Origin of the sequence: Niveispirillum sp. BGYR6 (assembly GCF_027568365.1) — a bacterium.
In the GTDB taxonomy this organism is placed as follows: Bacteria; Pseudomonadota; Alphaproteobacteria; order Azospirillales; family Azospirillaceae; genus Niveispirillum.
The window spans coordinates 364,542-389,194 of record NZ_JANLNL010000004.1; the positions used below are offsets into that span (position 1 = coordinate 364,542).

The window sequence follows — 24,653 nt, forward strand, 5'->3', positions numbered from 1 at the left end:
TCCCTGATGTGAAAGAACGTCCAGGGAGGACAAGCATGAATGCCAGCACCAAGGGTCCGGCCATCCTGTCCATGATCGGCAATACGCCGATCATCCGGCTGACCCGCTTCGATACCGGCCCGTGTGAGCTGTATCTGAAGCTGGAAAATCAGAATCCCGGCGGCTCCATCAAGGACCGGATCGGCCTGCGCATGATTGAGGCGGCAGAGGCTGACGGGCGCTTGAAGCCCGGCGGCACGGTGATTGAGGCGACGGCCGGCAATACCGGCCTGGGGCTGGCGTTGGTCTGCGCCGCCAAGGGATATCGCCTCATTCTGGTGATCCCGGACAAGATGGCGGTGGAGAAGATCAACCATCTGCGGGCCTTGGGTGCCGAAATCCACATCACCCGGTCGGATGTGGGCAAGGGCCACCCGGCCTATTATCAGGATATTGCCGAACGGTTGGCCGGCGAAATCCCCGGTGCCTTCTATGTCAACCAGTTTGCTAACCCGGCCAACCCCCAGGCCCATGCCGATTGGACGGGGCCGGAAATGTTGCAGCAGATGGGCGGCGACATTGATGCCGTGGTGGTGGGGGTCGGTTCCGGCGGCACCTTCACCGGGCTGGGCCGCTTCTTCGCCGCGGCCAGCCCCAAGACGCAGATGGTGATCGCCGATCCCGCCGGCTCCATCATTGCCGATCTGGTGAACAAGGGGACACATGGGGAGCCCGGAAGCTGGGTGGTGGAAGGGGTGGGGGAGGATTTCGTCCCCCCCAATTGCGACCTGCAGCACGCCCGGGCCGCCTATACCGTCACCGACACGGAAAGCCTGAATGCCGCGCGCGACCTGCTGCGCAAGGAAGGCATCCTCGCCGGTTCCTCCAGCGGTACCCTGCTGGCCGCCGCGCTGAAATATTGCCGGGATCAGACGGAGAGGAAGCGCGTCATCACCTTTGTCTGCGACACGGGCAACAAGTACCTGTCCAAGATGTTCAACGATGCCTGGATGGAAGACCAGGGCTTCACCCCGCGCGACCGCCATAATGACCTGCGCGACCTGATGACCCGCCGCTATGACAAGGGTCAGGTGGTGACGGTGGGGCCGGAAGACACGCTGCTGACGGCCTATAAGCGGATGCGGATCAGCGACGTCTCGCAGTTACCGGTGATGGAGGGGGCGCGCGTCATCGGCATTCTGGATGAAAGCGACCTGCTGCTGCATGTGGAGAAAGACCCGGCCCGCTTCCGTGACAAGGTTTACACGGCCATGGTCAACCGGCTGGAAACACTGCCCGTCACCGCGCCGATGGCCGAGCTGACCCGGCTGTTCGACCGCAATCTGGTGGCTATCATCATGGATGGTGACCGGTTCCTGGGTCTGTTGACGCGGGTGGACATGCTGAACCATCTGCGCCGACAGATGAAGTAGGGAGGGGCGGCGGGCTTCTTGAAAAATATCTTGATGTACGCAATATATCCGATTGCGGATGTGTTGGGTGTTGGGTAGTTTGTCGGCGCAAACAATCAATGAAGAAGCCCGCCATGCGCCGCCCCTTTCGATCCGCCGCCCTGTTCTTGTTGACCCTGGCGGGTGCCCCTGTCCTGGCCGCTGAGCCGGCGGGCAATGTCGTCCGGCAGGCGGCGGATGCCTTCGGCCTGCGGGTGGGCACCGAATCCATCGGGCTTTATTCGCAATCGGCGGTGCGCGGTTTCAGCCCGAAGGTGGCGGGCAATATCCGGCTGGAGGGGTTGTTCTTCCGCCCGGCCGGTGCATTGACCGATCGGGCGGTGGACAGCACCAGCATCCGCGTGGGGCTGGGCAATGTCGGCCAGCTTTTCCCGGCCCCTTCGGGCGTTGCCGATCTGGCCCTGCGCGATCCGGGACAGGCCAATGGCTTGCACGCCACGCTTGCCATTGATCCTTACCTATCCCCCTATCTGGAATTGGATGGCGATCTGGCCAGCGCTGACGGTGTCTGGACCTTGGCCAGCGGGCTGGGCCTGTACCCGGATGATAATGGCCAGGCCGGCAATGATGCCCGCTATGTCACGGCGGCCTTCATCCCGCGCTGGCGCCCGACCGACCGGCTGACCATCACCGGCCTGCTGGATATGGAATGGGGCCGGGATGAGGATGTGACGCCCACGCTGCTGCCGCTGGACGGGATGCTGCCGCCTAGCACCCGGCGTTCGCGTTTCATCGGTCAGCGCTGGGCCGATTACGCCTTTGACAACCGTAACCTGGGGCTGATTGTCGATGCCGGTCTGGCCGATGGGCTGGCGTTGCGCGGCGGCCTGTTCCATTCCCAGCATAAGGCGGGGAAGGATGCCTTCACCCTGCTGAATGGCCTGGATGCCACCGGGCAGGGTGAAATGTTTGTGCTGATGTTTCCGCCGACGCAGAGTTCCGTCTGGTCGGGGGAAAGCCAGCTTTCCTATGGCTGGTCTGGCCAGACCGCCCGTCAGACCCTGACCGCCAGCCTGCGCGGCCTGTCCAGCCGCGAACGATCGGGTGGGGAGGTGGAGATCCCGCTGGGCCCCTGGCGGGTGGACGAGGTGCGGGACGTGCCCAGGCCCGCGCTGCTGTTCGACCAGCCGCAATCCCACGATCAGGTGCGGCAATGGGCGGGGGGGGTCAACTGGCGGCTGGAATGGGCCGGGCGGCTGGATACGAGTGTCGGCGTGCAGAAGGCGCGCTATCGCAAACAGTCCCGCACCGGCGCCGCTGCCCCGGCGCGCGGCGGCTCCGACCCCTGGCTGTACAACGCGCTGGTGGCGTGGCGCTTTGATGGCGATATCACCGCCTATGCCAGCTATGCCAGGGGACTGGAGGAGGCGGGCTCGCCGCCGGTCACGGCGATCAACCGCAACAGCCTGCTGCCGGCGGTACTGACCACCCAGCGCGAATTGGGGGTGAAGCTGCCATTGGGGCCGTTGAACCTGACCAGTTCGCTGTTCGATGTCCGCCGCCCCTATGCCGGTCTGGATGGCAATGATCGTTATGGCTTCCTGGGGCAGGTGCGTCACCGGGGGCTTGAAGCCTCCGTGACCGGCCAGCCTTTGCCGGGCCTGTCGCTGGTGCTGGGGGCGGTGCTGCTGGACCCGGTGGTGACGGGGCCGGAGGTGAGGGAAGGGCTGATCGGTCGCCGCCCGGTGGGGCAACGCCGCCTCCATTGGCAGGCCAGCCTGGATTATGCGCCGCCGGGATGGGAAGGCGGCTCGCTTGATCTGGTCATTGATCATCGCAGCGCCACCACCGCCCGGCGGGACAATCTGGCCAATGCGCCGGCCGTCACGGTGGTTGATCTGGGGCTGCGGCAGGAACTGGCTCTGTTCGGCCAGGATGCCACCCTGCGTGCCCAATTGTTGAACCTGTTCAACGCGGATGGCTGGGATGTGGTGGATGATGGGGAATATAGCGCCATCGATCGCCGGGCTTGGCGCGTCGCGCTCAGCACCCGCTTCTGATCTTCATCAAAGCATCGGCTGTCGATCCGTCATATGCTGGGGTAATTGTTGCCTCAGCATGTCGGAGCCGCCAGATGATCGATATCCCCGCCGATTTGGACCATGCCCATGTGGAGATCGCTGGCGCCAAGGTGAAGCGCTTCGATACGCTCTGGTCGGAGGGTGGGCGGGAATGGCGCTGCGCCTATGAATTGCTGGGCACCGTGCGGACCTGTGCCGAACTGCCCGGCATTGTCGGCAAGAATACGGAGATCATTCTCTCCAACCATGCCATGAACAATGCGTTGCGTTCCTATAACCTGACCGTGCACGGCGATACGGTACTGTTCGCCGTGCATGTCAGTGATCAGATCATTCATGATCTGGAAAAATATTATCTGTCCAAGCTGGCCAAGGCGTTTGATCTGCGCCTGCACCTTGTTTGTTCCGACGCCCACGCCCGGCTTTTCTCCCCCATCGGGCTGCAGATGTCGCCGGTGCTGCTGCCGGACTGATCAGGGGGGGCTGATTAACTTCGCAAGGGCCTTGGCTTGCGCGCGTCGTAATGCCTTTGGTCCCACATCATGTAAAGGCTCCAGAATATCGCTGTTGGGTGGGGAGGTGATAACCTCTTCCCCAATGGCCGTCACGGGGGTGCTGTTGCCGGGCATCGTCAGAGCAAGCGTTACTTTGCCCTCGGCCGTGCAGGTTCCCTTGAATAAGGAAATTGAGCCACACGTAGCAAATATTCGTGCTTGTTTTACCTCCAGAGTTAATGGGATACGTCCCTCATCTCCATTTTTTTCGAAGAGAATGACATCGGTATATCGTTGGCGAAATGCATTAAGCGCATCTTCCGTAAATACATTTTTTTGGTCAAGCTTCAGTATGGCTTTAATTGGGTATTCAAGCATATAATCAATGGATAGCTTCTCTGCTCCAATGATAGATATTTGATACTTTCCTGGAATTTTTTCATGTACGGAAAAATTTGGTATCTCGTTGGATGGATTTTGATTATGAACTGGGATTTGGCATCCCGTTGCCAATAGTAAAATTGCCATTAATGCGATAATTTTATTGAAATTTTCCATTTCAGATTCCTTTTTTGTGGTTGAAACTTTATAAAAATCTATCTCATATATTCAGCTGCTTCACCAGTGGGATTAACTCTCATAATTTCCATCTAACGAGATAGCGGGGGGGTGAATGAAGTATCTAAATGGTACGTATGGCTTATGGATGGTAGCCGGGGTGGTAATGCTCCTGACGGCGGGATGTCAGACAAACTCTGTCAAAACACTGAATGGTGCCGATCAAGCAAAGCTATCCAGCTTGTCCCTAAATAAAATAGAGGTGGAGTTGTCGCAGCCAACGGCACCTTTAGAATTGAAGTCAGTTCTGGAACAAAAATTGAAGGAAATCCTCCCTGGATGCATGAAGGGAAATGTGCCTGTTCTCGTCCGTGTGAGGGTGGATAACTATAAAGAGCAAAATGGGGCAATGACCGTGCTGGTCGGTGATCATTCTGAATTGACCGGTAAGCTTTCGCTGCATGATTTGGCTGGCAATGAACTGGGAGAGTACTATTTAACAGAGCGTACCGGCGGTGGTGGGCTAATTGCCGTTGCCAGCATGTCCGATGCACAACAAAAATTGACAGCCCGTTATGCAGAACGGGTCTGCAGCGACGTGTTCGGGCAAAAGAAGCCGGCACGCTGACATTTGCACGGATGATCAAGGGGCGCCGGTGCCGGGCGGCGCCCCCTATCCTTACTTGGCGCCCTTGGCGGCCGACCATTGCCGGGCCGGCAGGGTCACGTCTGCCTGTTGCACAAAATCAACGGCAGAGCGGGCAAGCTGCACCTGATAGGTGCCGCCGCTGATCTTCCAGCCCTTGGCCGCACCGTCATAGATTGCCAGCAGGCGGGGATCGACAGTGACCTCCACCTGACGTGATTCGCCCGGTGCCAGGGCCAGCTTGTCAAACCCGACCAGCCGGCGCGGTGCTTCCCAGCCGGCGGTCACACCCGGCGCAGGGCCGATATAGAATTGTGGCACGGCGCTGCCGAAGCGCGAACCCTTGTTGGTGACGCGGGCGCGCAGCTTCAGCCCGTCCGCCGTCATTTCCGCCGCCAGCCCCTCATAGGTGAAGCTGGTATAGGAAAGCCCATGGCCGAAGGCGAATAGCGGCTTGTGCCCCTTCAGATCGAACCATTTATAGCCGACCGCCGCCCCTTCCGAATAGGTGACGGGGAAGGAGACATCGGGCTTCTTGTCCGTGCCATCCAGCACCGGGCGGGGCAACTGGTCAAGCGATTGCGGGAAGGTGACGGGCAGACGGCCCGTGGCATCCACCTCCCCATAAAGTACGCGGGCAATCGCCTCACCCCCGCGCGTGCCGGGATACCAGGCCTCCAGCACCGCCGGCACTTGGGCCAGCCAGGGCATCAGCACCGGGCCGCCGCTTTGCAGCACCACCACAATCTTGGGGTTGGCCTTGGCCACGGCGGCGATCAGGGCATCTTGCCCATCTGGCAGGGTCAACGGGAAATCCAGCGCCTCCCCCGTCCATTGATTGGCGAACAGGATCACCAGATCGCTATCGGCCGCCAGCTTGGCCGCTGCCGCCACATCGGTGCCCGGATCGAATCGCACATCGCCGCTGCGGCGGCGGATCGCCTCCAGCGGGGCGCTGGGATGATAGACGATGGGGCCGGGGAAATCCTTCGGCCCCAGACCCGGCACCGGGTTGCCGCCACGGGCGAACACGGTGGAGGAGCCGCCACCCGACAGCACACCCTTGTCGGCATGGCCGCCGATCACGGCAATGCGCTTGGCGCTGGCGGCCAGCGGCAGCAGGTTGGCATCATTCTTCAACAGCACGATGCCTTCTTCGGCATCGGCCTGGGTCACCAGCGCATGGGCGCCGTAATCGATGGGCTGGATGGAAACCGGATTATCCACCACGCCGGAGGCGAACAGGGCGCGCAGGATACGCCGGACCATATCATCCAGCCGCGCCTGCGGGATGCTGCCCTCCTTCAGCGCCTTGCCTAGCAGTTCCGGCCCGAAATAGGGCTTCTTGTCGAAGACATAACCCGATTCCTGGTCCAGCCCGGCATTGGCGGCCGGAGCCGTGCTGTGTACCGCGCCCCAGTCGGACATGACATAGCCTGGATAGGCCCAGTCCTTCTTCAGCACCTGATTGAGCAGGAAATCGCTCTCGCAGGCATAGGGGCCATTATAGCGGTTATAGGCGCACATCACCGAATGGGGCTGGCTCTTCTCGATGGCGATCTCAAACGCCAGCAGGTCCGACATGCGGGCCTGATCCTCGGCGATGCGGGCATCCAGCACAAAGCGCCCCGTCTCCTGCGCGTTCAGGGCGAAATGCTTGATGGTGGAGATGATCTGGTTGGACTGGATGCCCTTGATCTGGGCGGCCACCATGGTGGCCGCCAGCCAGGGATCTTCCCCGCCATATTCGAAATTGCGGCCATTGCGCGGTTCCCGCACCAGATTGATGCCGCCGGCCAGCATGACATTGAAGCCAGACGCCCGCGCTTCCCGCCCGATCATCGTCCCGCCCTGTTCGGCAAGCTGGGGATTCCAGGTGGCGGTGGTGGCGATGCCGGCCGGCAGGGAGGTGCGTTCCAGATATGGGGCCAGCGATTCGCGCTGCGTGGCCACACCAACGCCGGCATCGGTCTGCCATTGCGCCGGAATGCCCAGCCGGGGGATGCCGGCGACATAGCCGGCTGATCCCATGCGCACATCCTTGGGCGGCAGATAATTCTTGTATTTCAGGGCTGAACCGAAATGACCGAAGACCAGGAGCTTCTTTTCGTCCAGGGTCATGGCGGCGAGCGCCAGGGCGGCGCGCTCATCAGCCGCCAGCGCCGGGTTCAGCCAGGGCTGGGCCTGCCCCGATGCCGTGCCTGTGGACGCGGCGGGAGCGGGTGCCGGTCCCTGCGCCATGGCCACCATGGCCGTGCCCCCCAACAAAGCCGCCAGCAACAGCGGCGGGACGATCTTGTTCAGCCCGATATTACGCATTGCCACCCTCTTTCGTCCTGTCGTCGATCCATGCCGGCGGGGCAGGCCCCGTTTCCTCCCGGCTTTGCTTTGCCTGTTGTTCAGACCCCCTTATCAGGGTTGGGGCGACCTTACCATCTTGTCTGGCCGCTGTCAGGCACATCAGACAACGTTGTCTGATTTTTTGTCCATGACATCTTTGCAGACCCGGGTATGACAGGGCCTCGTCGAACCTGCATCGTGTTTGCGGCGCAAAATCATGCTGCAAAGGCGAAATATGTACATATCACCGCGATGGGTGCGCTTCCAGGTCGGGTTATACCTGTTGGCAAAATCCCACATCCTGCACGCGACTATGACAACGATGACATAAAGCCCTTGACACTGGATGGGCGCGCCGTAATCTCAGCCCCACAAAGCGTAAAGCGTGCGGTTGAACAAGCGCGCCGTTCTGGGTGGGAAAAGGCTGATCTCAAGGATCAACAGGGATTCGTTTCAAGATGCCATGGGCTGGGGATGCCCGGGCGTCGTCCCCTTCCTGCGCGTTCGGTGCCTGTCATAGCCGCCAGCAAACCGAGGATGATGGGAGGGATTGATGAGGGGCGGATATTCATTGCTGGGCCGCACCGCGGCCATGGCCCTGCTGGCGGGTGTTTCCCCGCTGGCGCTGGGCGGTACTGCCATGGCCCAGCAGGCCGACGCGCAGCAGGAAGTTCTGGACGAGATCATTGTCACCGGCGTGCGCGCGTCGCAGCAGCGCTCGGTGGACATGAAGCGCAGCGAGACATCCATTGTTGATGCGATCAGCGCCGAAGATATCGGCAAGCTGCCCGACGTGACCATTGCCGACGCGCTGCAACGCGTCCCCGGCATTCAGATCCGGCGTGAAGCGGGCGAAGGCAGCACGGTGAATGTGCGCGGCCTGCCGCAGGTCATCACCATGCTGAATGGCGAACAATATCTGTCCGCCGGCAATCTGGGGGAGGCCAAGCCGAACCTGAGCGATGTGCCGGCCCAGTTGATGAATGCCGTGGTGGTCTATAAGTCCACCGACACGCGCAATGCCCTGTCGGGCATTTCCGGCACCATCGACCTGCGCACCCGCCGCCCGTCGGACATGCCGGAAGGTATCTCGCTGACCGGTGCGTTGGAAGGCCAGCGCGGCACGGATACCAAGGGCAAGGATTATCTGGCCAATGGCCTGGTTTCCTGGCGTGGGGATCGCATCGGCGCCCTGGTCTCTGCCGCCGGCAGCAAGGCCAATCTGGGCAACAACTATTCCGGTGTTGCCGGTGGCCTGTCCGGCAATAATGACTGGGGCGGCAAGGCCCCGACCGATTTCATCTCCCCGCACGGGTTTGAAAGCTTCCACCGGGAGGCGGAGCGCAAGCGTCTGGCCGTTTCCGGCGCGTTTGAGGCGGATCTGGGTGAAGGCTTCACCTTCATCGCCGAGGCGTTCTACACCAAGATGGACGAGTATAATCGCTCGGCCGGTCTCAATATCTCCAACCGCTGGTCCGGCGATGCCTATGGCATCTGGACCAAGCCGACCGTCAGCACGCCCGTTGGCGTGGGCAAATGGGTGGCGGTGAAGGAATATGATATTGATGCCTGGTGGGTGAATTCCTTCTCCGTCAACCGCGTGAACACGTCTGAATCGAAGAATTACAACGCCGAACTGAATTACGATAATGGCGGGCCGTTCAAGTTTGAATTCCGCGCCATGCGCGCGGATGCCGACCGTCTGTCCATGAATGGACAGGCGCAGGGTGACCTGTCCAACTGGCGCTATGCCGATGGCCGTTTCAACCTGTTCCGCGATGCCAATGACCGCACGCGCGGCACCTTCTATCCGAAGGAAATTGCGTCCCGCTTCCCTGCCTCGCGCTACACCAATAATATCGTTGGCAGCCTGGGCGGCCGCTATGTCGACCCCAACCCGCTGGGTTATGGCCAGAACCCGCAGCTTCATTACAATATTTCCGGTGGCCATCCGGTATGGACCGGCTTTGACAAGCAGATTTCCGGCGGCTTGGGGGCTGGCAAGACCCTGACCGACTATATGGCCAACAAGGACAGCTACGCCATCGGCGCCTTCTCCTCTGAAGGCAATAACGAGGCGTCCAGCGACCTGTCGGTCTATCGCGCCGATGGCCATTATGATTTTGAGGAACCGTTCCTGGGCTTCCTCAACAAGGTGGATGTCGGCATCCGCCGCAGCGACCGCTCCGTCACCATCGAGCAGTTCCACCTCTTCTCCAATTTCTACAAGGGCCAGGGCGTCAATATGGCGGGCCAGCCCAACACCAGCGGTTGTTCGGCCCAGTGGAAGGCCATCGACGTGGTGATGAACCAGAACCAGTGCCAAGCGGGTGAGTTTGTGCCCGATCCGGTGACAGGCAAGCTGGTCTTCCAGGGCTATACGGTCAATGCGCCGACGCGGCTGGATACCTATAATAATGTCATCTGGGTGAAGGACATGGGCTCCATCACCTCTGGCATTCCCGGTTTCTGGGCCATCGATCCGCGTGATTTCGACGATCCGGAGGCTTTCCACAAGAAGGTGTTCGGCGGTGCTGATCGGGTGATCGTGCCCGGCCAGTCCTATGATGTCGATATGTGGGAGGATAGCGGCTACGTTAACACCCACTTCGCCTATGGCCCGCTGTCCGGTACCGCCGGCCTGAAGATCATCCGCACGGAATTGCAGGTGCGCCAGAACATTACCGGTGAGACCAAGAATTATGGCGACACCAATAATGATGTCGGCGATGTCACCAGCCGCCGCAGCTATTACGATTATCTGCCGGCGGTGAACGCCGCCTATGATGTCGATGATAATCTGCGTCTGCGCTTCAGCTATTCCAAGACCATGCAGCCGCTGGACCTGCTGCGCTATGGCGGGGCGCTGAAGATCAACACGGCCGATGATCCGAAGCTGGGCATTCGTGTTGTCACCAGTGCTGAATCGGCGGGCAATCCCGAGCTTGATCCCTGGCGGTCGAACAATTGGGATGCGGCGGTGGAATATTATATCGGCCGGGCCAGTATGCTGAACCTGTCGGCCTTCCGCCTGAATATCGACAGCTATGTTGTCACCCGCACCACCAATGACGGGCGCTATCCCGACCAGGATGGGGTGATCCGCAATACCGTGCCCGTCACCCGCCCGCAGCAGGGCGAAGGCGGCAAGGTGGAAGGGATCGAAGTGGGGGCTAAGCTCTCCTTCAAGGATTTCCTGGACGAGGGTAGCTTCTTCTCCAATTTCGGTCTGGATACGAACTACACCTACTCGCCCAGCGAACAGACCCTGTCCAAGAAAACGCCGGACGGGAAAGACATCACGGCACCGTTCGACGACAATTCGAAGCATCAGGTCAATGTCGTTGCCTGGTATCAGGATGATAATCTGCAGGCCCGTATCGCCTATAATTACCGCAGCAAGCGGTTGCAGAATGTCTTCGATGGTCAGTTCCCGGTCTATCAGCAAGCCTCGCAATATGTTGATATGAACGTCAGCTACGCCATCAACGAAAACATCACCGTCTATGCCAACGGGTCCAATGTCCTGGGCGAGCGGGAGGATTACGTGGTGGAGTTCGCCAAAGGCATCACCCAATATGCCTGGCAGAACGAGTATGAGCCCCGCTACACGCTGGGTGTTCGCTTCAAGTGGTGATTGGGTAAGCACCACCGGCGCCCCCCGACCTTGACGGGTCGGGGGGCGTTGTTCTGTTGATGAAGTGTCGGTCTGGCGAGTTTTTCTGCATCACCGTCACCCCGGCGAAGGCCGGGGTCCAGTATCGTAGAGAAAAGCGCCTGTGGCCCCTGGACCCCGGCCTTCGCCGGGGTGACGGAGTGAAGAGCGTAATTAATTGATAATAAATAGTAATTTCTCATGCAAACATTAAGGGTGGCAAACGCCCGTCAGGCCAAATGGGGGGAGGAATGGGGGAGCGCATCCGCGATCTGGTGATTGTCGGCGGGGGAACTGCCGGCTGGATGGTGGCCGCCGCCATGGCGGACCATTTCCGTGGGGCCGGTCCCCGCATCACCCTGGTGGAAAGCAGTACCATCGGCACCATCGGGGTGGGGGAGGCGACGATCCCCACCATCCGCCGCTTTTACCAATCTTTGGGCCTGCGCGATCTGGATGTGCTGAAGGCCACGCATGGCACGGTGAAACTGGGCATCCGTTTTGATGGCTGGACCGGCAATGGCGGCGGCTTCATCCATCCGTTCGGGCTGCATGGCCAGGATCTGCGCGGCATCCCCTTCCATCATTACTGGCTGCGCGCCCGTGCTGCCGGGCTGGGCGGCGCGTTCGGGGATTATTCGCTGGCCGTGGCTCTCGCCAAGGCGGGGCGCTTTACCCTGCCCTCGGCCAATCCGCCCTCTACCCTGTCCGTCTTTGACTGGGCGCTGCATTTCGATGCCGGGCTGTTTGCCGGGCTGATGCGACAGGTGGCCGAACAGCGTGGCGTGCGCCGCATCGATGCCCGCATCGAACAGGTGCAGCAGCGCGGGGAGGATGGCCATATCACCGGCCTGTTGCTAGATGATGGGCGCGTGGTGACGGGCGACCTGTTTGTCGATTGCTCCGGCTTTCAGGGGCTGTTGATCGAAGGGGCGATGCGGGCGGGCTATGAGGATTGGGGGCAATGGCTGCTCTGTGACCGGGCCCTGGCAGCACAAGGTCCGGCCCTGTCCCCGCCACCGCCCTTCACGCGGGTGACGGCGCAACAGGCCGGCTGGCGCTGGACCATTCCGTTGCAGCACCGCACCGGCCATGGCTATGTCTATTCCAGCCGCCATATCGATGATGCGGCGGCAGAGGCGGAATTGCTGGCCGCCATCGGCGCCAAGCCCACCGTCGGCCCGCGCCGCATCGCCTTCACCCCCGGTCGCCGCACCCAGGCCTGGAAGGGCAATTGCGTTTCCATCGGCCTGTCATCGGGCTTTCTGGAACCGCTGGAATCCACCTCCATCGCCCTGATCGAAACCGGCATTGAAAAGCTGAAACAGCTTTTCCCCGACCGCGATATGGACCCGACGCTGGCGGCGGAGTTCAACGACTGGTCCCGGCGAGAGATGGAGCGGGTGCGCGATTTCATCATCCTGCATTACTGGCTGAACCGGCGGGGGGAGGCATTCTGGCAGGATTGCCGCGCCGTAGACCTGCCGGACAGTCTGGCCCATAAGGTGGATTTGTTCCGCCGCCGGGGCCATCTGGTGCGCTATCGCTGGGAAATGTTCCACCCGGACAGTTGGCTGGCCATCTTCGCCGGCTTCGACTTCCTGCCGGAACGGTTTGATCCGGCGCTGGACGGCATGGATGCGGCCAGCCTGGACCGGGCGCTGGCCGGGATGCGCCAGGCCATCGCCACGGCGGTGGCCGATTGCCCGAGCCATGAAGAATTCATTGAACATTATGCGCGGGTGGCCGCCCCCGCCTTATCCGCCACCACAGCAGGAAATGCCCGATGAAACCGTTGCGCAGGATCGTCATTGCCGGTGGTGGCACGGCCGGCTGGATCACCGCCGCCATGCTGTCGCACCTGCTGAAGGGCAGTGCCACGGCGGTGGAACTGGTGGAGTCGGAGGAGATCGGCACCATCGGGGTGGGCGAAAGCACCATCCCGCCCTTCATCACCCTGCTGCGCAACCTGGGCATTGATGAGCAGGACTTCATCCGCCAGACCAGCGCCAGTTTCAAGCTGGGCATCCGGTTCCGCGATTGGTACCGGCTGGGCAGCGGCTATTTCCACCCGTTCGGGGCCATTGGCGGCCAGATCGATGTGCATGAATTCTATCAATGCTGGCTGCGGGCCAAGGCCAACGGCCACCCCTCGGCCCTGATGGATTTCGCCCCTGCGGCCATCATGGCGGATGAGTACCGCTTCATGCTGCCCTTCAAGGCGCAGCGTACCATGGTGGGTGCCGCCTCCTACGCGCTGCATGTGGATGCCAAGCGGGTGGCAACCTATCTGCGCCGCTATGCCGAAGAACGCGGGGCGGTGCGCACCGAAGGCCGGATCGAGCGGGTGCGCACCCGCCCCGATGGCGCGATTGAGGCGCTGTGCCTGCGCGGCGGACGGGAGGTGGCGGGCGATTTCTTCATTGATTGTACTGGCTTTCGCTCCCTGCTGGTGGGGCAGACGCTGGGGGTGGGGCTGATCGACTGGTCGGATCAGCTTCTCTGTGACCGCGCCGTGGCGGTGCAGACGGAAAATACCGGCGATACCCATCCGTTTACGTTGTCGGAGGCGCTGGGCCATGGCTGGCGCTGGCGCATCCCGCTGCAGCACCGGGCCGGCAATGGCTATGTCTATTCCAGCCGCTTCCTGTCCGATGATGAGGCGGTGGCGACCCTGCGCACCAAGCTGCAAGGCCGACTGCTGACCGAGCCGGCCATCATCCCCTTCAAGACCGGGATGCGGGCGCGGATGTGGGAAAAGAACTGTCTGGCCCTGGGGCTGGCAGCAGGCTTCATCGAACCGCTGGAATCCACCGCCATCCATCTGGTTTACCGGGCGGTGGATCATCTGGCCCGCTTCTTCCCCGATCAGGATTGCGATCCGGCCCTGGCGGCCGAATTCAACCGCCGCATGGGGGCGGAATATGAGGAGGTGAAGGATTTCATCGTCCTGCATTATTGCCTGAGCCAGCGCGACGACACGCCGTTCTGGCAGGCCTGCCGCCAGGCCCCGGTGCCAGCCTCCCTGCGCGCCCGGCTGGACCTGTTCCGGGCCAGCGGCGTGCTGCGCGACGGGCTGGAGGAGCTGTTCCGCGCCGTGTCCTGGCAATCCGTCTATGAAGGGATGGGCGTGCGGCCGGCCCGTTATCAAGGGCTGGTGGAGACGCTGCCCTTGTCGGTCATTACCGAAACCCTGGACCGCTCGGCCCCGCTGCTCCGCGCGCAGGTGCAGGGCCTGCCCAGCCATGATGAATTCCTGCGCACCCATTGCGCGGCGGAACGGGATTTTTAAGGGGGCGGGAGGGCGACGCGGAAGTATCTTCTACTCTGGTTTCCACCTGTTCAACCGTCACCCCGGCGCAGGCCGGGGTCCAGGGGCCACAAGCGCTTTGCTCTACGAACCTGGACCCCGGCCTGCGCCGGGGTGACGGTAGAGATAGCGGAGTTGGTTGTAAAAATTCGGGCAAATCAAACGCCTGCCCCCTCACCGCCGTGAGGGCGGGGCGGTGGAGCGGCGGATCACCACATTGTGCGGCAAGACCCGGTGGGGTGTCGGCTTCGGCCCGTCGGGCTGGCGGCGATGGGCCAGCATGGCGATCAGCAGTTCGGCCGCCGCGTCCGCCATGTCCTGAATCGGCTGGCGCACCGTGGTCAGCGGCGGCCAGACCATTTCCGACAATTGGATATCGTCGAAACCGACGACGGACAGGTCTGTCGGCAGCGACAGGCCCCGGTCATGCGCCACCGACAGCACGCCGGCGGCCATTTCATCATTGCTGGCGAAGATGGCGGTGGGCGGGTTCTTCAGCGTCAGCAACCGCCGCGCCGGGGCCAGCGATGACCGATAGGTGAAGCCGCCCTGTTCCACGATCTCCTCATCCGGCTCCAGCCCATATTCACGCAGGGCGTCGCAATAACCGCCATAGCGCAGATCGGTGCCGGCATGGTTGGGCAGCCCCTTGATGAAGCCGATGCGGCGATGGCCGAAGGCCAGCAGATGCAGCGTGATATCAGCCGCTGCCGCCCGCTCATCAATGCGGACAGAGGCGCTGTCCGCCCGTTCCACCGCCGGGGTGATGCGGACATGGGGGATGTCCGCCTCTGACAACATGCGCAGCACCTCATCATTATCGGTGACCGGTGCGGTCAGCACCACACCATCCAGGCTCAACTGATGCACCAGATTATGCACCCGTTCGGCGACATCGGCGGCGCTGTAATCAATTTCCTCAATCAGCAGGTGGTAACCTTCCGCCCGGCAATGGCGCAACAGGCCGATCTGGATTTCGCCCGTATAGGGGCCGCCCGGATCGCCATAAATATGGGCGATCAGATAGGAACGGTCGCCCTTCAGGCTTTGGGCCGAGCGGTTGGGCTGGAACTTCAGTTCCGCCATCGCCTTCATCACCCGCTCGCGCGTTTCCGCGCTGACATAGCGTTCATTATTCATGACGCGGGAGACGGTCTTGATGGAGGCGCCGGCGGCGCGGGCCACATCAATGATTGTCGGCTTGCGCTCGACCAATTTTCCCACCCGTTGGCTTGTCGTTTGGCTATCCGTCTCACGCGCGGAAAGGCTTGGCAAGGAAATGATAACGTTGTCATATGTATTGTCAGCGCTTTATTGCATCCGGTGCCCTGCTTGACCTGTCGCCCCCGCCAGTTTATCCAGAACCTGCTCTGGCGGAGCTGAACCGGGTGGGCCCAAAGCCTAGCCGGGATAACTAAGTGCTCCGAAACGGGTCGGGAACCCGGTTGAAGGACGCACCAGATGACAGACCGCAGCCGCCAGATCGCCCTGTTCGACCGCTATGACCAGCCCGCCGTGAACATCACGGCAGAGGCCGAATGCGCCGATTACACCGTTGCCGCCAAGCAAGCCGGCATCCCGCCCTTTGCCCTGATGCTGCACGCCATTGGCCGCGCCAGCCTGGAGATTGAGAATTTCCGCCTGCGCCTGCTGGATGGCGTGCTGAGCCGGGTGGAGGCGCTGACACTTGGCTATACTGTGCTGGGGCCGGGGGATAATCTCAATTTCTCCAGTGTCGCCTATCAGGCGGATCGGATGGGCTTCGTGCAGGATTATCTGGCTGACCGCGCGCTGGCACGCGCGGCGACGGAACTGCGCCTGCTGCCGATGACGCACCGGGAATATCTGTTCACCACCTGTATGCCCTGGCTGCGCTTTACCGCCATCCAGCACCCGATGGCGCGCTTTGGCGATTGTTCCATCCCCAATATCGCTGTGGGCCGGTTTGACCGGGCAGGGGGGCGGCTGCGTTTCCCCCTGGCGGTGCAGGCCCATCATGGCTTGGTGGATGGCATCCATATCCACCGCTTCATCACCCGGGTTCAGGACATCCTGGGGGAGATGGCGGATAATCCGGGGCTTCTGACCCCGCGCGCATAAAAACCATAAAGGGAGTTCAGCCGATGACCGACCGTACCAACCGCCAGGGCTTTGCCACCCGCGCCATCCATGCGGGGCAGCAGCCGGACCCGAGTACGGGGGCGATCATGGTGCCGATCTACGCCACCAGCACCTTTGTGCAGCAAAGCCCCGGCGTGCATAAGGGCTATGAATATGCCCGCAGCCAGAACCCCACCCGCATGGCGTATGAAACCTGCCTCGCCGATCTGGAATCGGGCCATCGCGGCTATGCCTTCGCGTCGGGGCTGGCGGCAGAGGCGACGGTGCTGGAACTGCTGGATGCCGGCAGCCATGTCATCACCTCTGACGATCTTTATGGCGGCACCTACCGGCTGTTGAACCGGGTGCGCGGGCGCACGGCCAACCTGTCCGTCACCGCCGTCGATCTGGCCGATCTGGCGGCGGTGGAGGCGGCCATCCGCCCCGACACAAAGATGCTGTGGGTGGAGACCCCCACCAACCCCTTGTTGAAGCTGGCCGATCTGGAGGCGCTGGCGACGCTGGCCCGCCGGCACGGGCTGATCACCGTGGCCGATAACACCTTTGCCAGCCCCTGGATTCAGCGGCCGCTGGAACTGGGCTTCGACATTGTGCTGCATTCGGCCACCAAATATCTCAACGGCCATTCCGACATGGTGGGCGGCATCGCCGTGGTGCGCGATGCCGGCGATCTGGCCGACCGGCTGGGTTTTCTGCAGAATGCCGTGGGGGCCATCCAGGGGCCGTTCGACAGTTTTCTGGTGATGCGCAGCCTGAAAACCCTGTCCTTGCGCATGGAACGCCACAGCCAGAACGCGCTGGCCGTGGCGCAATGGCTGGAACAGCATCCGGCCGTGGCGCGGGTGCGCTATCCTTACCTGCCCTCCCACCCGCAATATGAACTGGCCCGCCGGCAGATGCGGGCCGGCGGCGGCATGGTGACCATTCACCTGAAAGGCGGGCTGGATGCCGCCCGTCAGATGCTGGAACGCACCCGCCTGTTCAGCCTGGCGGAAAGCCTGGGCGGGGTGGAAAGCCTGATCGAACACCCTGCCATCATGACCCATGCCAGCGTGCCGGCCGACCAGCGGGCCGCCCTGGGTATTGATGATGGGCTGGTCCGGCTGTCGGTGGGGGTGGAGGATATCGCCGACCTGATCGCCGATCTGGAGCAGGCGCTGGGGGTATAATGGGCGCGTCCGCCCTTTTATCCGCCGAACAATAAAAAATGGCACCCGGTTTTAAGGCCGGGTGCCAGTTGTTCAGCAATCCATACACATACCGCCTACATGGCGACTTACCATACCGGGTTCAGGGTCGGACTTCCCAAGCGAACTCGACATGGCAAGGGCTGTTCGGCATGGCGGCGATGGGGTTCATCTGCAGCCATGTCCAGAATTCCTTGAACGCCAGCTGCGGACGGGCCTGCGCATAGGCACCCAGCTTCGCGGCAACCCGATCCGTCAGCGTACGCGTTACCTGCTCGTAAGCGACTTCCGGTACGCCATGGGCGACCTGGATTTCACCGGTACGAGGGTCAGCCACCCGGAAGGAATGGGCGCCGTCCTGAAACGCATATGCAACTTTGATCGGTTCGTCGTGATACATGCCTTGATACATCCTGTCCGCTCCCCGCTGGAGAACGCACGAAACGTATCAAACCCGATCTATTCGGGAAAGGAAAAATCCATTGCATCATACGCAGTGCAGCAATCCGTCATAGCGTATGAGGGAAAGGCGAAACCGCGACAGGCAAAGAAAAACGCCCGCGCGGAGGGAAATCCGCGCGGGCGTTCGAGAAAAAAGCGGTGTAAGGCGGGATCAGTCGATGACGATCTTCGGCCCCGTCCGGCGGTTGCCGGCCTTGATCTTCTCCCACACCCGCAGGGCCATGGCGCGGTAGAGCCGGGCATGGTCGCTGTCCGGCTTGGCATGGACGATGGGGGTGCCGTTGTCGCTGGTCTCCCGGATCACGATATCCAGCGGCATCTCCCCTAAGAAATCCACACCCAGCTTTTCCGCCTCGTCACGGGCCCCGCCATGGCTGAAAATATGGCTGCGATGGCCGCAATTGGGGCAGCAGAAATAGGACATGTTCTCCACAATGCCCAGCACGGGCACATCCACCCGGCGGAACATGTTCAGCCCCTTGCGGGCATCCAGCAGGGCGATGTCCTGCGGGGTGGAGACGATGACGGCCCCGGCCAGCGGCACATTCTGCGCCATGGTCAATTGCGCATCGCCGGTGCCGGGCGGCATATCCACCACCAGCACATCCAGCTGACCCCAATCCACATCGCGCAGCATCTGCTGGATGGCGCCCATCACCATGGGGCCGCGCCAGATCATCGGCGTATCCTCGGCCACCAGGAAGCCCATGGACATGACCTTGACGCCGTAATTCTGCATCGGCGTCAACATTTTGCCATCCGGGCTCTCCGGCTTGCCGGAAATGCCCATCATGCGGGGCAGGGAAGGGCCATAGATATCGGCATCCAGCAGCCCGACGCGCTGGCCATTGGCGGCCAGCGCCAGGGCCAGATTGACGGCGGTGGTGGATTTGCCCACCCCGCCCTTGCCCGAGGCGACGGCGATGATGGCACCCACGCCGGGCACATTGATCTTGGTGGGGCCGGCGGCGGCCGCGGGCCGGGCGGCGGGGCTGCCATGGCTGTGGCCATGGCCGGCATGGTCATGCCCGCCGCCCGGGGCCTTGGCGCCGCCCAACGTGGGGGCGGGGCGATGGGCCGTCAGCACGGCGGTGACGGAGGTGACACCGGGCAGCGCATCCACGGCGCGTTCGGCCGCCTGGCGCAGCGGTTCCAGCGCCGGGCCGCGCTTGGGGTCCACCTCAATGGAGAAGCCGACATTGCCGCCTTTCACCACCAGACCGGAGATCATCCCCAGCGTGACGATGTCGGACCCCCGGTCCGGGTCGGCGACTTTGCGCAAAGCATCAAGAACTTGCGCCTCATTGACGGTGGCCATGGTTGAAAACCCCACTCGCTTCCCAATATTCGCTATGACCCCAGGGCCAATTAGCCTTTTCTGCGGACGCCGGGATATATACGGTGGCAACAGGCCCAGGGAAAGCACCCCGGTACCGCAGGTCCGGGATGCGCGCTGGCAGTTTGTAACTTAAATTACCAAAGGGTCGACGAATATGCCCTGGAACAATCAAGGCGGTGGTCAAGGCGGCGGCGGTGGGCCCTGGGGATCGCCGCCCGGTGGCGGCGGCAACGGGAACAACCCGTGGGGCCGTCCGCCCGGCGGCAATGGCGGGGGTGGCGGACAGCCGCCCGGCGGGCCGGACCTGGAAGACCTGCTGCGCAAGGGGCAGGAACGCTTCAAGAATATGGCGCCCGGCGGTCTGGGCGGCGGGCGCGGTATCGCGCTGGGTCTGGCGGTGCTGGGCGTGCTCTGGGGCCTGTCCGGTATCTACCGGGTGGAATCGGATGAACAGGGTGTGGTGCTGCGATTCGGCCAATATGTTCGCACCGAACAGCCGGGTCTGCGCTATCACCTGCCGGCGCCGATCGAAACGGCGGTGACGCCCAAGGTCACCCGCGTCAACCGGATGGAGATTGGCTACCGCTCCGCCGGCGATGGCCGGCGTGCCGGGGGCGATGTGCCCGATGAAAGCCTGATGCTGACGGGCGATGAGAATATCATCGATATCGATTTCACCGTGCTCTGGGTCATCAAGGACGCGGGCAATTATCTGTTCAAGATCCGCGATCCGGAACAGACGGTGAAGAAGGCCGCCGAAAGCGCCATGCGGGAGGTGATCGGCCGCACCGATATTCAGCCCGCCCTGACCGAGGCGCGGCAGAATACCGAACAATCGACCAAGGCCCTGTTGCAGGCGATGCTGGACGAATATCAATCCGGTATCGAAGTGACCCAGGTTCAGCTTCAGAAAGTGGACCCGCCGGCCCCGGTGGTGGATGCGTTCAACGATGTGCAGCGCGCCCGCCAGGATCGTGAACGCCTGCGGAATGAGGCGGAAGCCTATCGTAACGACATCATCCCCCGCGCCCGTGGTGAGGCGGAACAGTTGATCCAGCAGGCTTCCGCCTATCGGGAACAGGTGGTCAATCTGGCCCAGGGTGATGCCCAGCGCTTCGCCCAGGTGTTGGACGCCTATGCCAAGGCGCCGGAGGTGACGGCGCGGCGCATGTATCTGGAAACCATGCAGGAAGTGCTGGGTGGCAGCCACAAGATCATCCTTGATCAGGGGCGCAGCGGTGCGGGTGGTGTTGTGCCGTATCTGCCGCTGAACGAGCTGACGCGCCAGTTGCGCGAACAGACGCCGGGCGCTGCCGCCCCGGCGCCGCGCCAGTAAGGAGGGCCGGAGAATGAGCCGTAAACTGATCGCCCTTGGCGTGGCCGCTGCGGCCATTGCCATTGTCGCTTCGGCCTCGCTGTTCACCGTCAACCAGACCCAGCAGGCGCTGGTGCTGCAGTTCGGTGAATGGAAGCGCACCATCAAGGAACCGGGCCTGCACGCCAAGATTCCCATGGTGCAGAATGTCGTGATGGTTGATGCCCGCGTGCTGGATGTCGACCCGCCGGTCGAACAGGTGATCCTGGCCGATCAGAAGCGGCTGGAGGTGGACGCATTTGCCCGCTATCGCATCACCGATCCGCTGCAATTCTATCAGTCTGCCGGGTCCGAGCTGGTGGTGGAACAGCGGCTGGCCAATGTGGTGAATTCTGCCCTGCGCCGTGTGCTGGGTAATGTCACCCTACTGGCCGTGCTGTCCAGCGAACGCCAGAAGGTGATGACCGATATCAAGGAGCAGGTGAACCAGGAAGCGCGTCGTTTCGGTGTCGAAATTGTCGATGTCCGCATCCGCCGCGCCGATCTGCCGGAAGCCACCAGCCAGGCCGTCTATGACCGTATGCGGTCGGAACGTGATCGTGAGGCGCGGGAGGCCCGCGCCCAGGGTAACGAACAGGCGCAGCAGATCCGGTCACGTGCGGAGCGTGAGCGGACGGTCATCCTGGCTGAAGCCCAGCGTGACAGCCAGGTTCTGCGCGGTGAAGGCGATAATCAGGCCATCCGCATCCTGGCCGAATCGGCTTCCAAGAACCCGGACTTCTACGCCTTTTATCGTTCCCTGGATGCCTATAAGGCAGCGTTGAAGGGTGATAACACCTCCCTGGTGCTGTCGCCGGACAGCGAGTTCTTCCGCTATTTCAACAGCGCCTCCGGTGCTGCGGGCGGCCAGAAGCGCTAAGGGTTGTCAGGGGAGGCTGCTTGCCTCCCCTGGTTCATTTCGGAACCGGTTTAAATCGTGAATGACTTTCTGACCGCCCTGGCGCTGGTTTTCGTCATCGAGGGTTTGCTTTACGCCATAGCACCGGGTGCCATGCAGGACATGGCGCAAAAGGCCAGCCAGATGCCGGCCGCGGCTTTGCGGCGTTACGGGTTGATGGCGGCTTGTATCGGTGTGGCGGCTGTGGCCCTGATCCGGGCGTGAGCCCTGGAGCTGTTATAATTTCCGAAAAATGACGGTCAGGTTGTTGGCCGGCATCTCATGAACAACAGGGGCCCCGAAGCCGTGCGTGGCGGCCAACGCCGCCACATCCCCCAGATCGCGCACGCCCCAGCGTGGGTCACGCGCCCGCAGATCTGCATCGAAGGCGGCATTGCTGTCGGCCGTGTGCTGACCATCGCGCTTATAAGGGCCATAAAGGATCAGCGGCGCCCCCGCCGGCAAAAGCCGCCCTGCCGCCGTGAACAGGCCGATGCTGGCCTGCCAGGGGGCGATATGGATCATGTTGATGCAGAGCAGGGCCTGGAACGGCCCGGCGGGCCAGGAGGTATCGTTTTGCGCATCGATGGCCAGCGGCGGGGGCAGGTCCAGCCCCTCAGCAGCGGCCCAGGCCTGGATGCTGGCGCGGGCAGCCGGGTCGGCGTCGCTGGTCTGCCAGGACCAGCCCGGCAAGCGGGGGGCCATGAACACGGCATGTTCCCCGCTGCCGCTGGCCACTTCCAGCAGGCACCCGCCGCTGGCGGGCAACTCCTGGCGCAGCACGGCCAGGATCGGTTCACGGTTGCGTTGGGTGGCGGGGGCGTGGCGGCGGGCATCGTCAGTCATGCGGCACAAATTAGGCCATGGCAGGGGCGCTGCCAAGCATGGCTTGCCGGCTGCGCAACGCATACCCATGTCTGGTAATGATCAACAAGCCCATTGCGGTTGAGAATCCGTCGCACAGGTCACGGCAGTGGTATGCCGCCACGTCACGGCTGAATGACGCGTTGGATTATAACGAACGTGTGGCGATAATTGAGATGCTGTGGCATGTCGTCTGTGTAGATGGCGCGCTGCACCTCGTGTCGGGTTTAACGGAACAGGCCGGGACAGCAGCCCCGACCTGTCGGTGCCGACCGGCCGCGCGGGCTCGGAATTTGTGGGGACTATGGGGCGGGCGAGCCAAGGGCTTCAGGGCTGTCGCCGCCACCGACGATGGAGAGTGCCTGTTATGCCGTATGTCGTCACCGAACTGTGCATCAAGTGCAAGTTCATGGATTGCGTCGAAGTCTGCCCCGTGGATTGCTTCTACGAGGGGGAGAACACGCTGGTCATCCATCCCGACGAATGTATCGACTGCGGCGTGTGCGAGCCGGAATGTCCGGCGGAGGCCATCATCCCCGATACCGAACCCTCGGCAGAAAAGTGGCTGGGCATGAACCGCGACTATGCCCAGAAATGGCCCAACATCACCCGTAAGAAGACCGCGCCGGCCGATGCCGACGACTGGAAGGGTGTACCGGACAAGTTCGCCAAATATTTCAGCCCCAATCCGGGCAAGTAATACCATCGATCAAATTTTTGACCGATGGTACGGCGGCGACTGCCGCCGCGCGGCACGTGCCGCGCGCCTAAGTCGCCGGATGGCGACGCCGGCGATTGAGGGGCATGAAAACTTGACCAGCGGTCATGATTTCGTGCCACTGGTGTAAAGACGAACAATCGCCCGCGTTCATGGCCCCCCTTGTGGGGGCCTTTCCGCAAGGGGACTTGTTTGCCCCATGCGAAGCCTGCATGACCGACATAACCCGCTTTGCGCGAAACTTATGCCGAACAGGGGCAGTAGCCCCTGTCATGCTTCCGTAACATCGGCTATATTGTCAGACGCGAGGAACGGCGCGCCGCCCTTGATGGGCCTTTATGTGCTGCCGTCCGGTTTCGCCTGAGCAGAAGTGACTGATGCAATCCGCCCGTTCGCGCGGTCGGATGTGTCGTCTTTTTTGCGTGTTGAGTTTTGTTCCCGTGGCGCGCGCGTCCGTGCGGAAGATAGAGAGTCAACCGAGAATGTCCCAGAGCCTAGACTTCACCACTGGTGATCACGTTGTCTATCCTGCCCATGGGGTGGGTCAGATCATCGGGATCGAAACCCACAGCATCGGCGAGATGAGTGTCACGCTCTACGCCATCCAGTTCGAAAAGGAACGGATGACGCTGAAGGTTCCGGTGGCGAAGGCCAAGGCGTCCGGTCTGCGTCGCCTGTCCTCCAAGGACCGGATCAAGGCGGCGATGGAAACCCTGCAGGGCCCCAGCAAGATCAAGCGCATCATGTGGAGCCGCCGCGCCCAGGAATATGAAGCGAAGATCAATTCCGGCGACCCGGTTTCCATCGCGGAAGTGGTGCGCGATCTCTATCGCGGCGAAGATCAGTCCGACCAGTCCTATAGCGAGCGGCAGATTTATCATGCCGCACTGGAGCGTCTGGCCCGTGAATTGGCGGTCGTGGAAAAGATCGACGAGCGCAAGGCCACGGAAAAGCTGGAAGCCGTGCTGAGCAAGGCGGCCTGATCGCCGCTTTCCGGTAGGCGGGGTCAGGAAAAAGGGCGTCCCCTTTGGGGGCGCCCTTTTTCATTGATCCAGCACCTTGCTGGGGCGGACCCACTATATGTCCTACACTAGAGCATCGTGCTTTTAATTGGACGCATATCCTGCGGCCTTGAGGTAGTTCCAGCATTCGTCTGGATCGTAGAGGTCGCATATGTTTCCGATGGCCCTCCAGAGGTCGTCAATGGTCCTTGCGCCGATGCGTCGGAGGTGAGC

Annotated in this window: 20 protein-coding genes and 1 pseudogene; 14 read left to right on the forward strand and 7 right to left on the reverse strand. The window is 62.1% G+C overall.

All coding sequences use genetic code 11. The features are described from left to right. The first annotated feature begins 35 nt into the window (after window positions 1-35). From PCJ49_RS12335 to PCJ49_RS12345, 3 genes are all read left to right on the forward strand, one after another. Window positions 36-1,412: a cystathionine beta-synthase gene (locus PCJ49_RS12335; protein ID WP_269911161.1), complete on the forward strand. Its 1,377-nt coding sequence runs from the start codon at window positions 36-38 to the stop codon at window positions 1,410-1,412. A gap of 113 nt (window positions 1,413-1,525) precedes the next feature. After that, window positions 1,526-3,451 (forward strand): TonB-dependent receptor, encoded by a 1,926-nt coding sequence (locus PCJ49_RS12340; RefSeq protein WP_269911162.1) that lies wholly within the window; start codon window positions 1,526-1,528, stop codon window positions 3,449-3,451. A gap of 74 nt (window positions 3,452-3,525) precedes the next feature. Next, the gene (locus PCJ49_RS12345; RefSeq protein WP_269911163.1) at window positions 3,526-3,945 is read left to right on the forward strand and encodes a hypothetical protein; all 420 of its coding nucleotides are present in this window, start codon (window positions 3,526-3,528) and stop codon (window positions 3,943-3,945) included. On the opposite strand, the gene PCJ49_RS12350 is transcribed toward PCJ49_RS12345, so the two are convergent. After that, window positions 3,946-4,524 carry a hypothetical protein gene (locus PCJ49_RS12350; RefSeq protein WP_269911164.1) on the reverse strand — a complete coding sequence of 193 codons (579 nt, stop codon included), beginning with the start codon at window positions 4,522-4,524 and terminating at the stop codon, window positions 3,946-3,948. Window positions 4,525-4,639: 115 nt separating this feature from the next. On the opposite strand from PCJ49_RS12350, the gene PCJ49_RS12355 reads away from it, so the two are divergent. Then, complete coding sequence (locus PCJ49_RS12355) at window positions 4,640-5,152, forward strand: hypothetical protein (protein WP_269911165.1); 513 nt, start codon at window positions 4,640-4,642, stop codon at window positions 5,150-5,152. A gap of 51 nt (window positions 5,153-5,203) precedes the next feature. Here PCJ49_RS12355 and PCJ49_RS12360 read toward each other — a convergent pair whose 3' ends face one another. Then, the gene (locus PCJ49_RS12360) at window positions 5,204-7,489 is read right to left on the reverse strand and encodes a glycoside hydrolase family 3 protein (RefSeq protein WP_269911166.1); all 2,286 of its coding nucleotides are present in this window, start codon (window positions 7,487-7,489) and stop codon (window positions 5,204-5,206) included. 574 nt (window positions 7,490-8,063) lie between these two features. Here PCJ49_RS12360 and PCJ49_RS12365 point away from each other — a divergent pair. From PCJ49_RS12365 to PCJ49_RS12375, 3 genes are all read left to right on the forward strand, one after another. Next, window positions 8,064-11,147: a TonB-dependent receptor gene (locus tag PCJ49_RS12365; RefSeq protein ID WP_269911167.1), complete on the forward strand. Its 3,084-nt coding sequence runs from the start codon at window positions 8,064-8,066 to the stop codon at window positions 11,145-11,147. Window positions 11,148-11,416: 269 nt separating this feature from the next. Beyond that, window positions 11,417-12,955: a tryptophan halogenase family protein gene (locus PCJ49_RS12370; RefSeq protein WP_269911168.1), complete on the forward strand. Its 1,539-nt coding sequence runs from the start codon at window positions 11,417-11,419 to the stop codon at window positions 12,953-12,955. Next, the gene (locus tag PCJ49_RS12375) at window positions 12,952-14,457 is read left to right on the forward strand and encodes a tryptophan halogenase family protein (RefSeq protein WP_269911169.1); all 1,506 of its coding nucleotides are present in this window, start codon (window positions 12,952-12,954) and stop codon (window positions 14,455-14,457) included. Before PCJ49_RS12370 ends, PCJ49_RS12375 begins: the two co-directional genes overlap by 4 nt. Before the next feature lie 192 nt (window positions 14,458-14,649). On the opposite strand, the gene PCJ49_RS12380 is transcribed toward PCJ49_RS12375, so the two are convergent. Next, window positions 14,650-15,690 carry a LacI family DNA-binding transcriptional regulator gene (locus PCJ49_RS12380; protein WP_269911170.1) on the reverse strand — a complete coding sequence of 347 codons (1,041 nt, stop codon included), beginning with the start codon at window positions 15,688-15,690 and terminating at the stop codon, window positions 14,650-14,652. A gap of 246 nt (window positions 15,691-15,936) precedes the next feature. Here PCJ49_RS12380 and PCJ49_RS12385 point away from each other — a divergent pair, with 246 nt between their 5' ends. Together PCJ49_RS12385 and PCJ49_RS12390 are read left to right on the forward strand one after the other, a co-directional pair. Next, entirely contained in the window at window positions 15,937-16,575 is a 639-nt protein-coding gene (locus PCJ49_RS12385) for a CatA-like O-acetyltransferase (protein WP_269911171.1), read from the forward strand. 23 nt (window positions 16,576-16,598) lie between these two features. Continuing rightward, window positions 16,599-17,765, forward strand: coding sequence for a cystathionine gamma-synthase (locus PCJ49_RS12390; protein ID WP_269911172.1), 1,167 nt, complete (start codon window positions 16,599-16,601; stop codon window positions 17,763-17,765). A 121-nt stretch (window positions 17,766-17,886) separates the two neighbouring features. On the opposite strand, the gene PCJ49_RS12395 is transcribed toward PCJ49_RS12390, so the two are convergent. Beyond that, the gene (locus tag PCJ49_RS12395) at window positions 17,887-18,183 is read right to left on the reverse strand and encodes a hypothetical protein (protein WP_153204312.1); all 297 of its coding nucleotides are present in this window, start codon (window positions 18,181-18,183) and stop codon (window positions 17,887-17,889) included. A gap of 213 nt (window positions 18,184-18,396) precedes the next feature. Further along, the gene (gene apbC / locus PCJ49_RS12400; protein WP_269911173.1) at window positions 18,397-19,563 is read right to left on the reverse strand and encodes an iron-sulfur cluster carrier protein ApbC; all 1,167 of its coding nucleotides are present in this window, start codon (window positions 19,561-19,563) and stop codon (window positions 18,397-18,399) included. Window positions 19,564-19,738: 175 nt separating this feature from the next. Between apbC and hflK the strand changes: the two genes are divergently transcribed. From hflK to PCJ49_RS12415, 3 genes are read left to right on the forward strand one after another with little or no spacing between them, the layout of a single operon-like run. Continuing rightward, window positions 19,739-20,920, forward strand: a complete 1,182-nt coding sequence (hflK, locus tag PCJ49_RS12405; RefSeq protein WP_269911174.1) for an FtsH protease activity modulator HflK — start codon at window positions 19,739-19,741, stop codon at window positions 20,918-20,920. Window positions 20,921-20,933: 13 nt separating this feature from the next. Continuing rightward, complete coding sequence (gene hflC / locus PCJ49_RS12410) at window positions 20,934-21,818, forward strand: protease modulator HflC (RefSeq protein ID WP_089286254.1); 885 nt, start codon at window positions 20,934-20,936, stop codon at window positions 21,816-21,818. A gap of 57 nt (window positions 21,819-21,875) precedes the next feature. Beyond that, window positions 21,876-22,061, forward strand: coding sequence for a DUF2065 domain-containing protein (locus PCJ49_RS12415; protein WP_269911175.1), 186 nt, complete (start codon window positions 21,876-21,878; stop codon window positions 22,059-22,061). A 12-nt stretch (window positions 22,062-22,073) separates the two neighbouring features. Here the strand turns inward: PCJ49_RS12415 and PCJ49_RS12420 are convergent, their stop codons facing one another. Then, window positions 22,074-22,682 carry a DUF938 domain-containing protein gene (locus PCJ49_RS12420; protein ID WP_269911176.1) on the reverse strand — a complete coding sequence of 203 codons (609 nt, stop codon included), beginning with the start codon at window positions 22,680-22,682 and terminating at the stop codon, window positions 22,074-22,076. A gap of 385 nt (window positions 22,683-23,067) precedes the next feature. On the opposite strand from PCJ49_RS12420, the gene fdxA reads away from it, so the two are divergent. After that, window positions 23,068-23,400, forward strand: a complete 333-nt coding sequence (gene fdxA, locus PCJ49_RS12425) for a ferredoxin FdxA (protein WP_089286257.1) — start codon at window positions 23,068-23,070, stop codon at window positions 23,398-23,400. A 500-nt stretch (window positions 23,401-23,900) separates the two neighbouring features. Continuing rightward, complete coding sequence (locus tag PCJ49_RS12430; protein WP_089286258.1) at window positions 23,901-24,401, forward strand: CarD family transcriptional regulator; 501 nt, start codon at window positions 23,901-23,903, stop codon at window positions 24,399-24,401. Window positions 24,402-24,524: 123 nt separating this feature from the next. Here the strand turns inward: PCJ49_RS12430 and PCJ49_RS12435 are convergent. Further along, window positions 24,525-24,653, reverse strand: a pseudogene (locus tag PCJ49_RS12435) (IS630 family transposase); the annotation flags it as partial.

Excerpts from the sequence above, each read along its gene's own strand:
- PCJ49_RS12375 (WP_269911169.1), top strand. The coding sequence starts at position 12,952 with ATGAAACCGTTGCGCAGGATCGTCATTGCCGGTGGTGGCACGGCCGGC.
- fdxA (WP_089286257.1), top strand. The coding sequence starts at position 23,068 with ATGCCGTATGTCGTCACCGAACTGTGCATCAAGTGCAAGTTCATGGAT.
- PCJ49_RS12395 (WP_153204312.1), bottom strand. The coding sequence starts at position 18,183 with ATGTATCACGACGAACCGATCAAAGTTGCATATGCGTTTCAGGACGGC.
- PCJ49_RS12420 (WP_269911176.1), bottom strand. The coding sequence starts at position 22,682 with ATGACTGACGATGCCCGCCGCCACGCCCCCGCCACCCAACGCAACCGT.
- PCJ49_RS12340 (WP_269911162.1), top strand. The coding sequence starts at position 1,526 with ATGCGCCGCCCCTTTCGATCCGCCGCCCTGTTCTTGTTGACCCTGGCG.
- apbC (WP_269911173.1), bottom strand. The coding sequence starts at position 19,563 with ATGGCCACCGTCAATGAGGCGCAAGTTCTTGATGCTTTGCGCAAAGTC.
- PCJ49_RS12345 (WP_269911163.1), top strand. The coding sequence starts at position 3,526 with ATGATCGATATCCCCGCCGATTTGGACCATGCCCATGTGGAGATCGCT.
- PCJ49_RS12365 (WP_269911167.1), top strand. The coding sequence starts at position 8,064 with ATGAGGGGCGGATATTCATTGCTGGGCCGCACCGCGGCCATGGCCCTG.
- PCJ49_RS12355 (WP_269911165.1), top strand. The coding sequence starts at position 4,640 with ATGAAGTATCTAAATGGTACGTATGGCTTATGGATGGTAGCCGGGGTG.
- PCJ49_RS12350 (WP_269911164.1), bottom strand. The coding sequence starts at position 4,524 with ATGGAAAATTTCAATAAAATTATCGCATTAATGGCAATTTTACTATTG.
- PCJ49_RS12370 (WP_269911168.1), top strand. The coding sequence starts at position 11,417 with ATGGGGGAGCGCATCCGCGATCTGGTGATTGTCGGCGGGGGAACTGCC.
- PCJ49_RS12385 (WP_269911171.1), top strand. The coding sequence starts at position 15,937 with ATGACAGACCGCAGCCGCCAGATCGCCCTGTTCGACCGCTATGACCAG.
- hflK (WP_269911174.1), top strand. The coding sequence starts at position 19,739 with ATGCCCTGGAACAATCAAGGCGGTGGTCAAGGCGGCGGCGGTGGGCCC.
- hflC (WP_089286254.1), top strand. The coding sequence starts at position 20,934 with ATGAGCCGTAAACTGATCGCCCTTGGCGTGGCCGCTGCGGCCATTGCC.
- PCJ49_RS12360 (WP_269911166.1), bottom strand. The coding sequence starts at position 7,489 with ATGCGTAATATCGGGCTGAACAAGATCGTCCCGCCGCTGTTGCTGGCG.
- PCJ49_RS12430 (WP_089286258.1), top strand. The coding sequence starts at position 23,901 with ATGTCCCAGAGCCTAGACTTCACCACTGGTGATCACGTTGTCTATCCT.
- PCJ49_RS12390 (WP_269911172.1), top strand. The coding sequence starts at position 16,599 with ATGACCGACCGTACCAACCGCCAGGGCTTTGCCACCCGCGCCATCCAT.
- PCJ49_RS12335 (WP_269911161.1), top strand. The coding sequence starts at position 36 with ATGAATGCCAGCACCAAGGGTCCGGCCATCCTGTCCATGATCGGCAAT.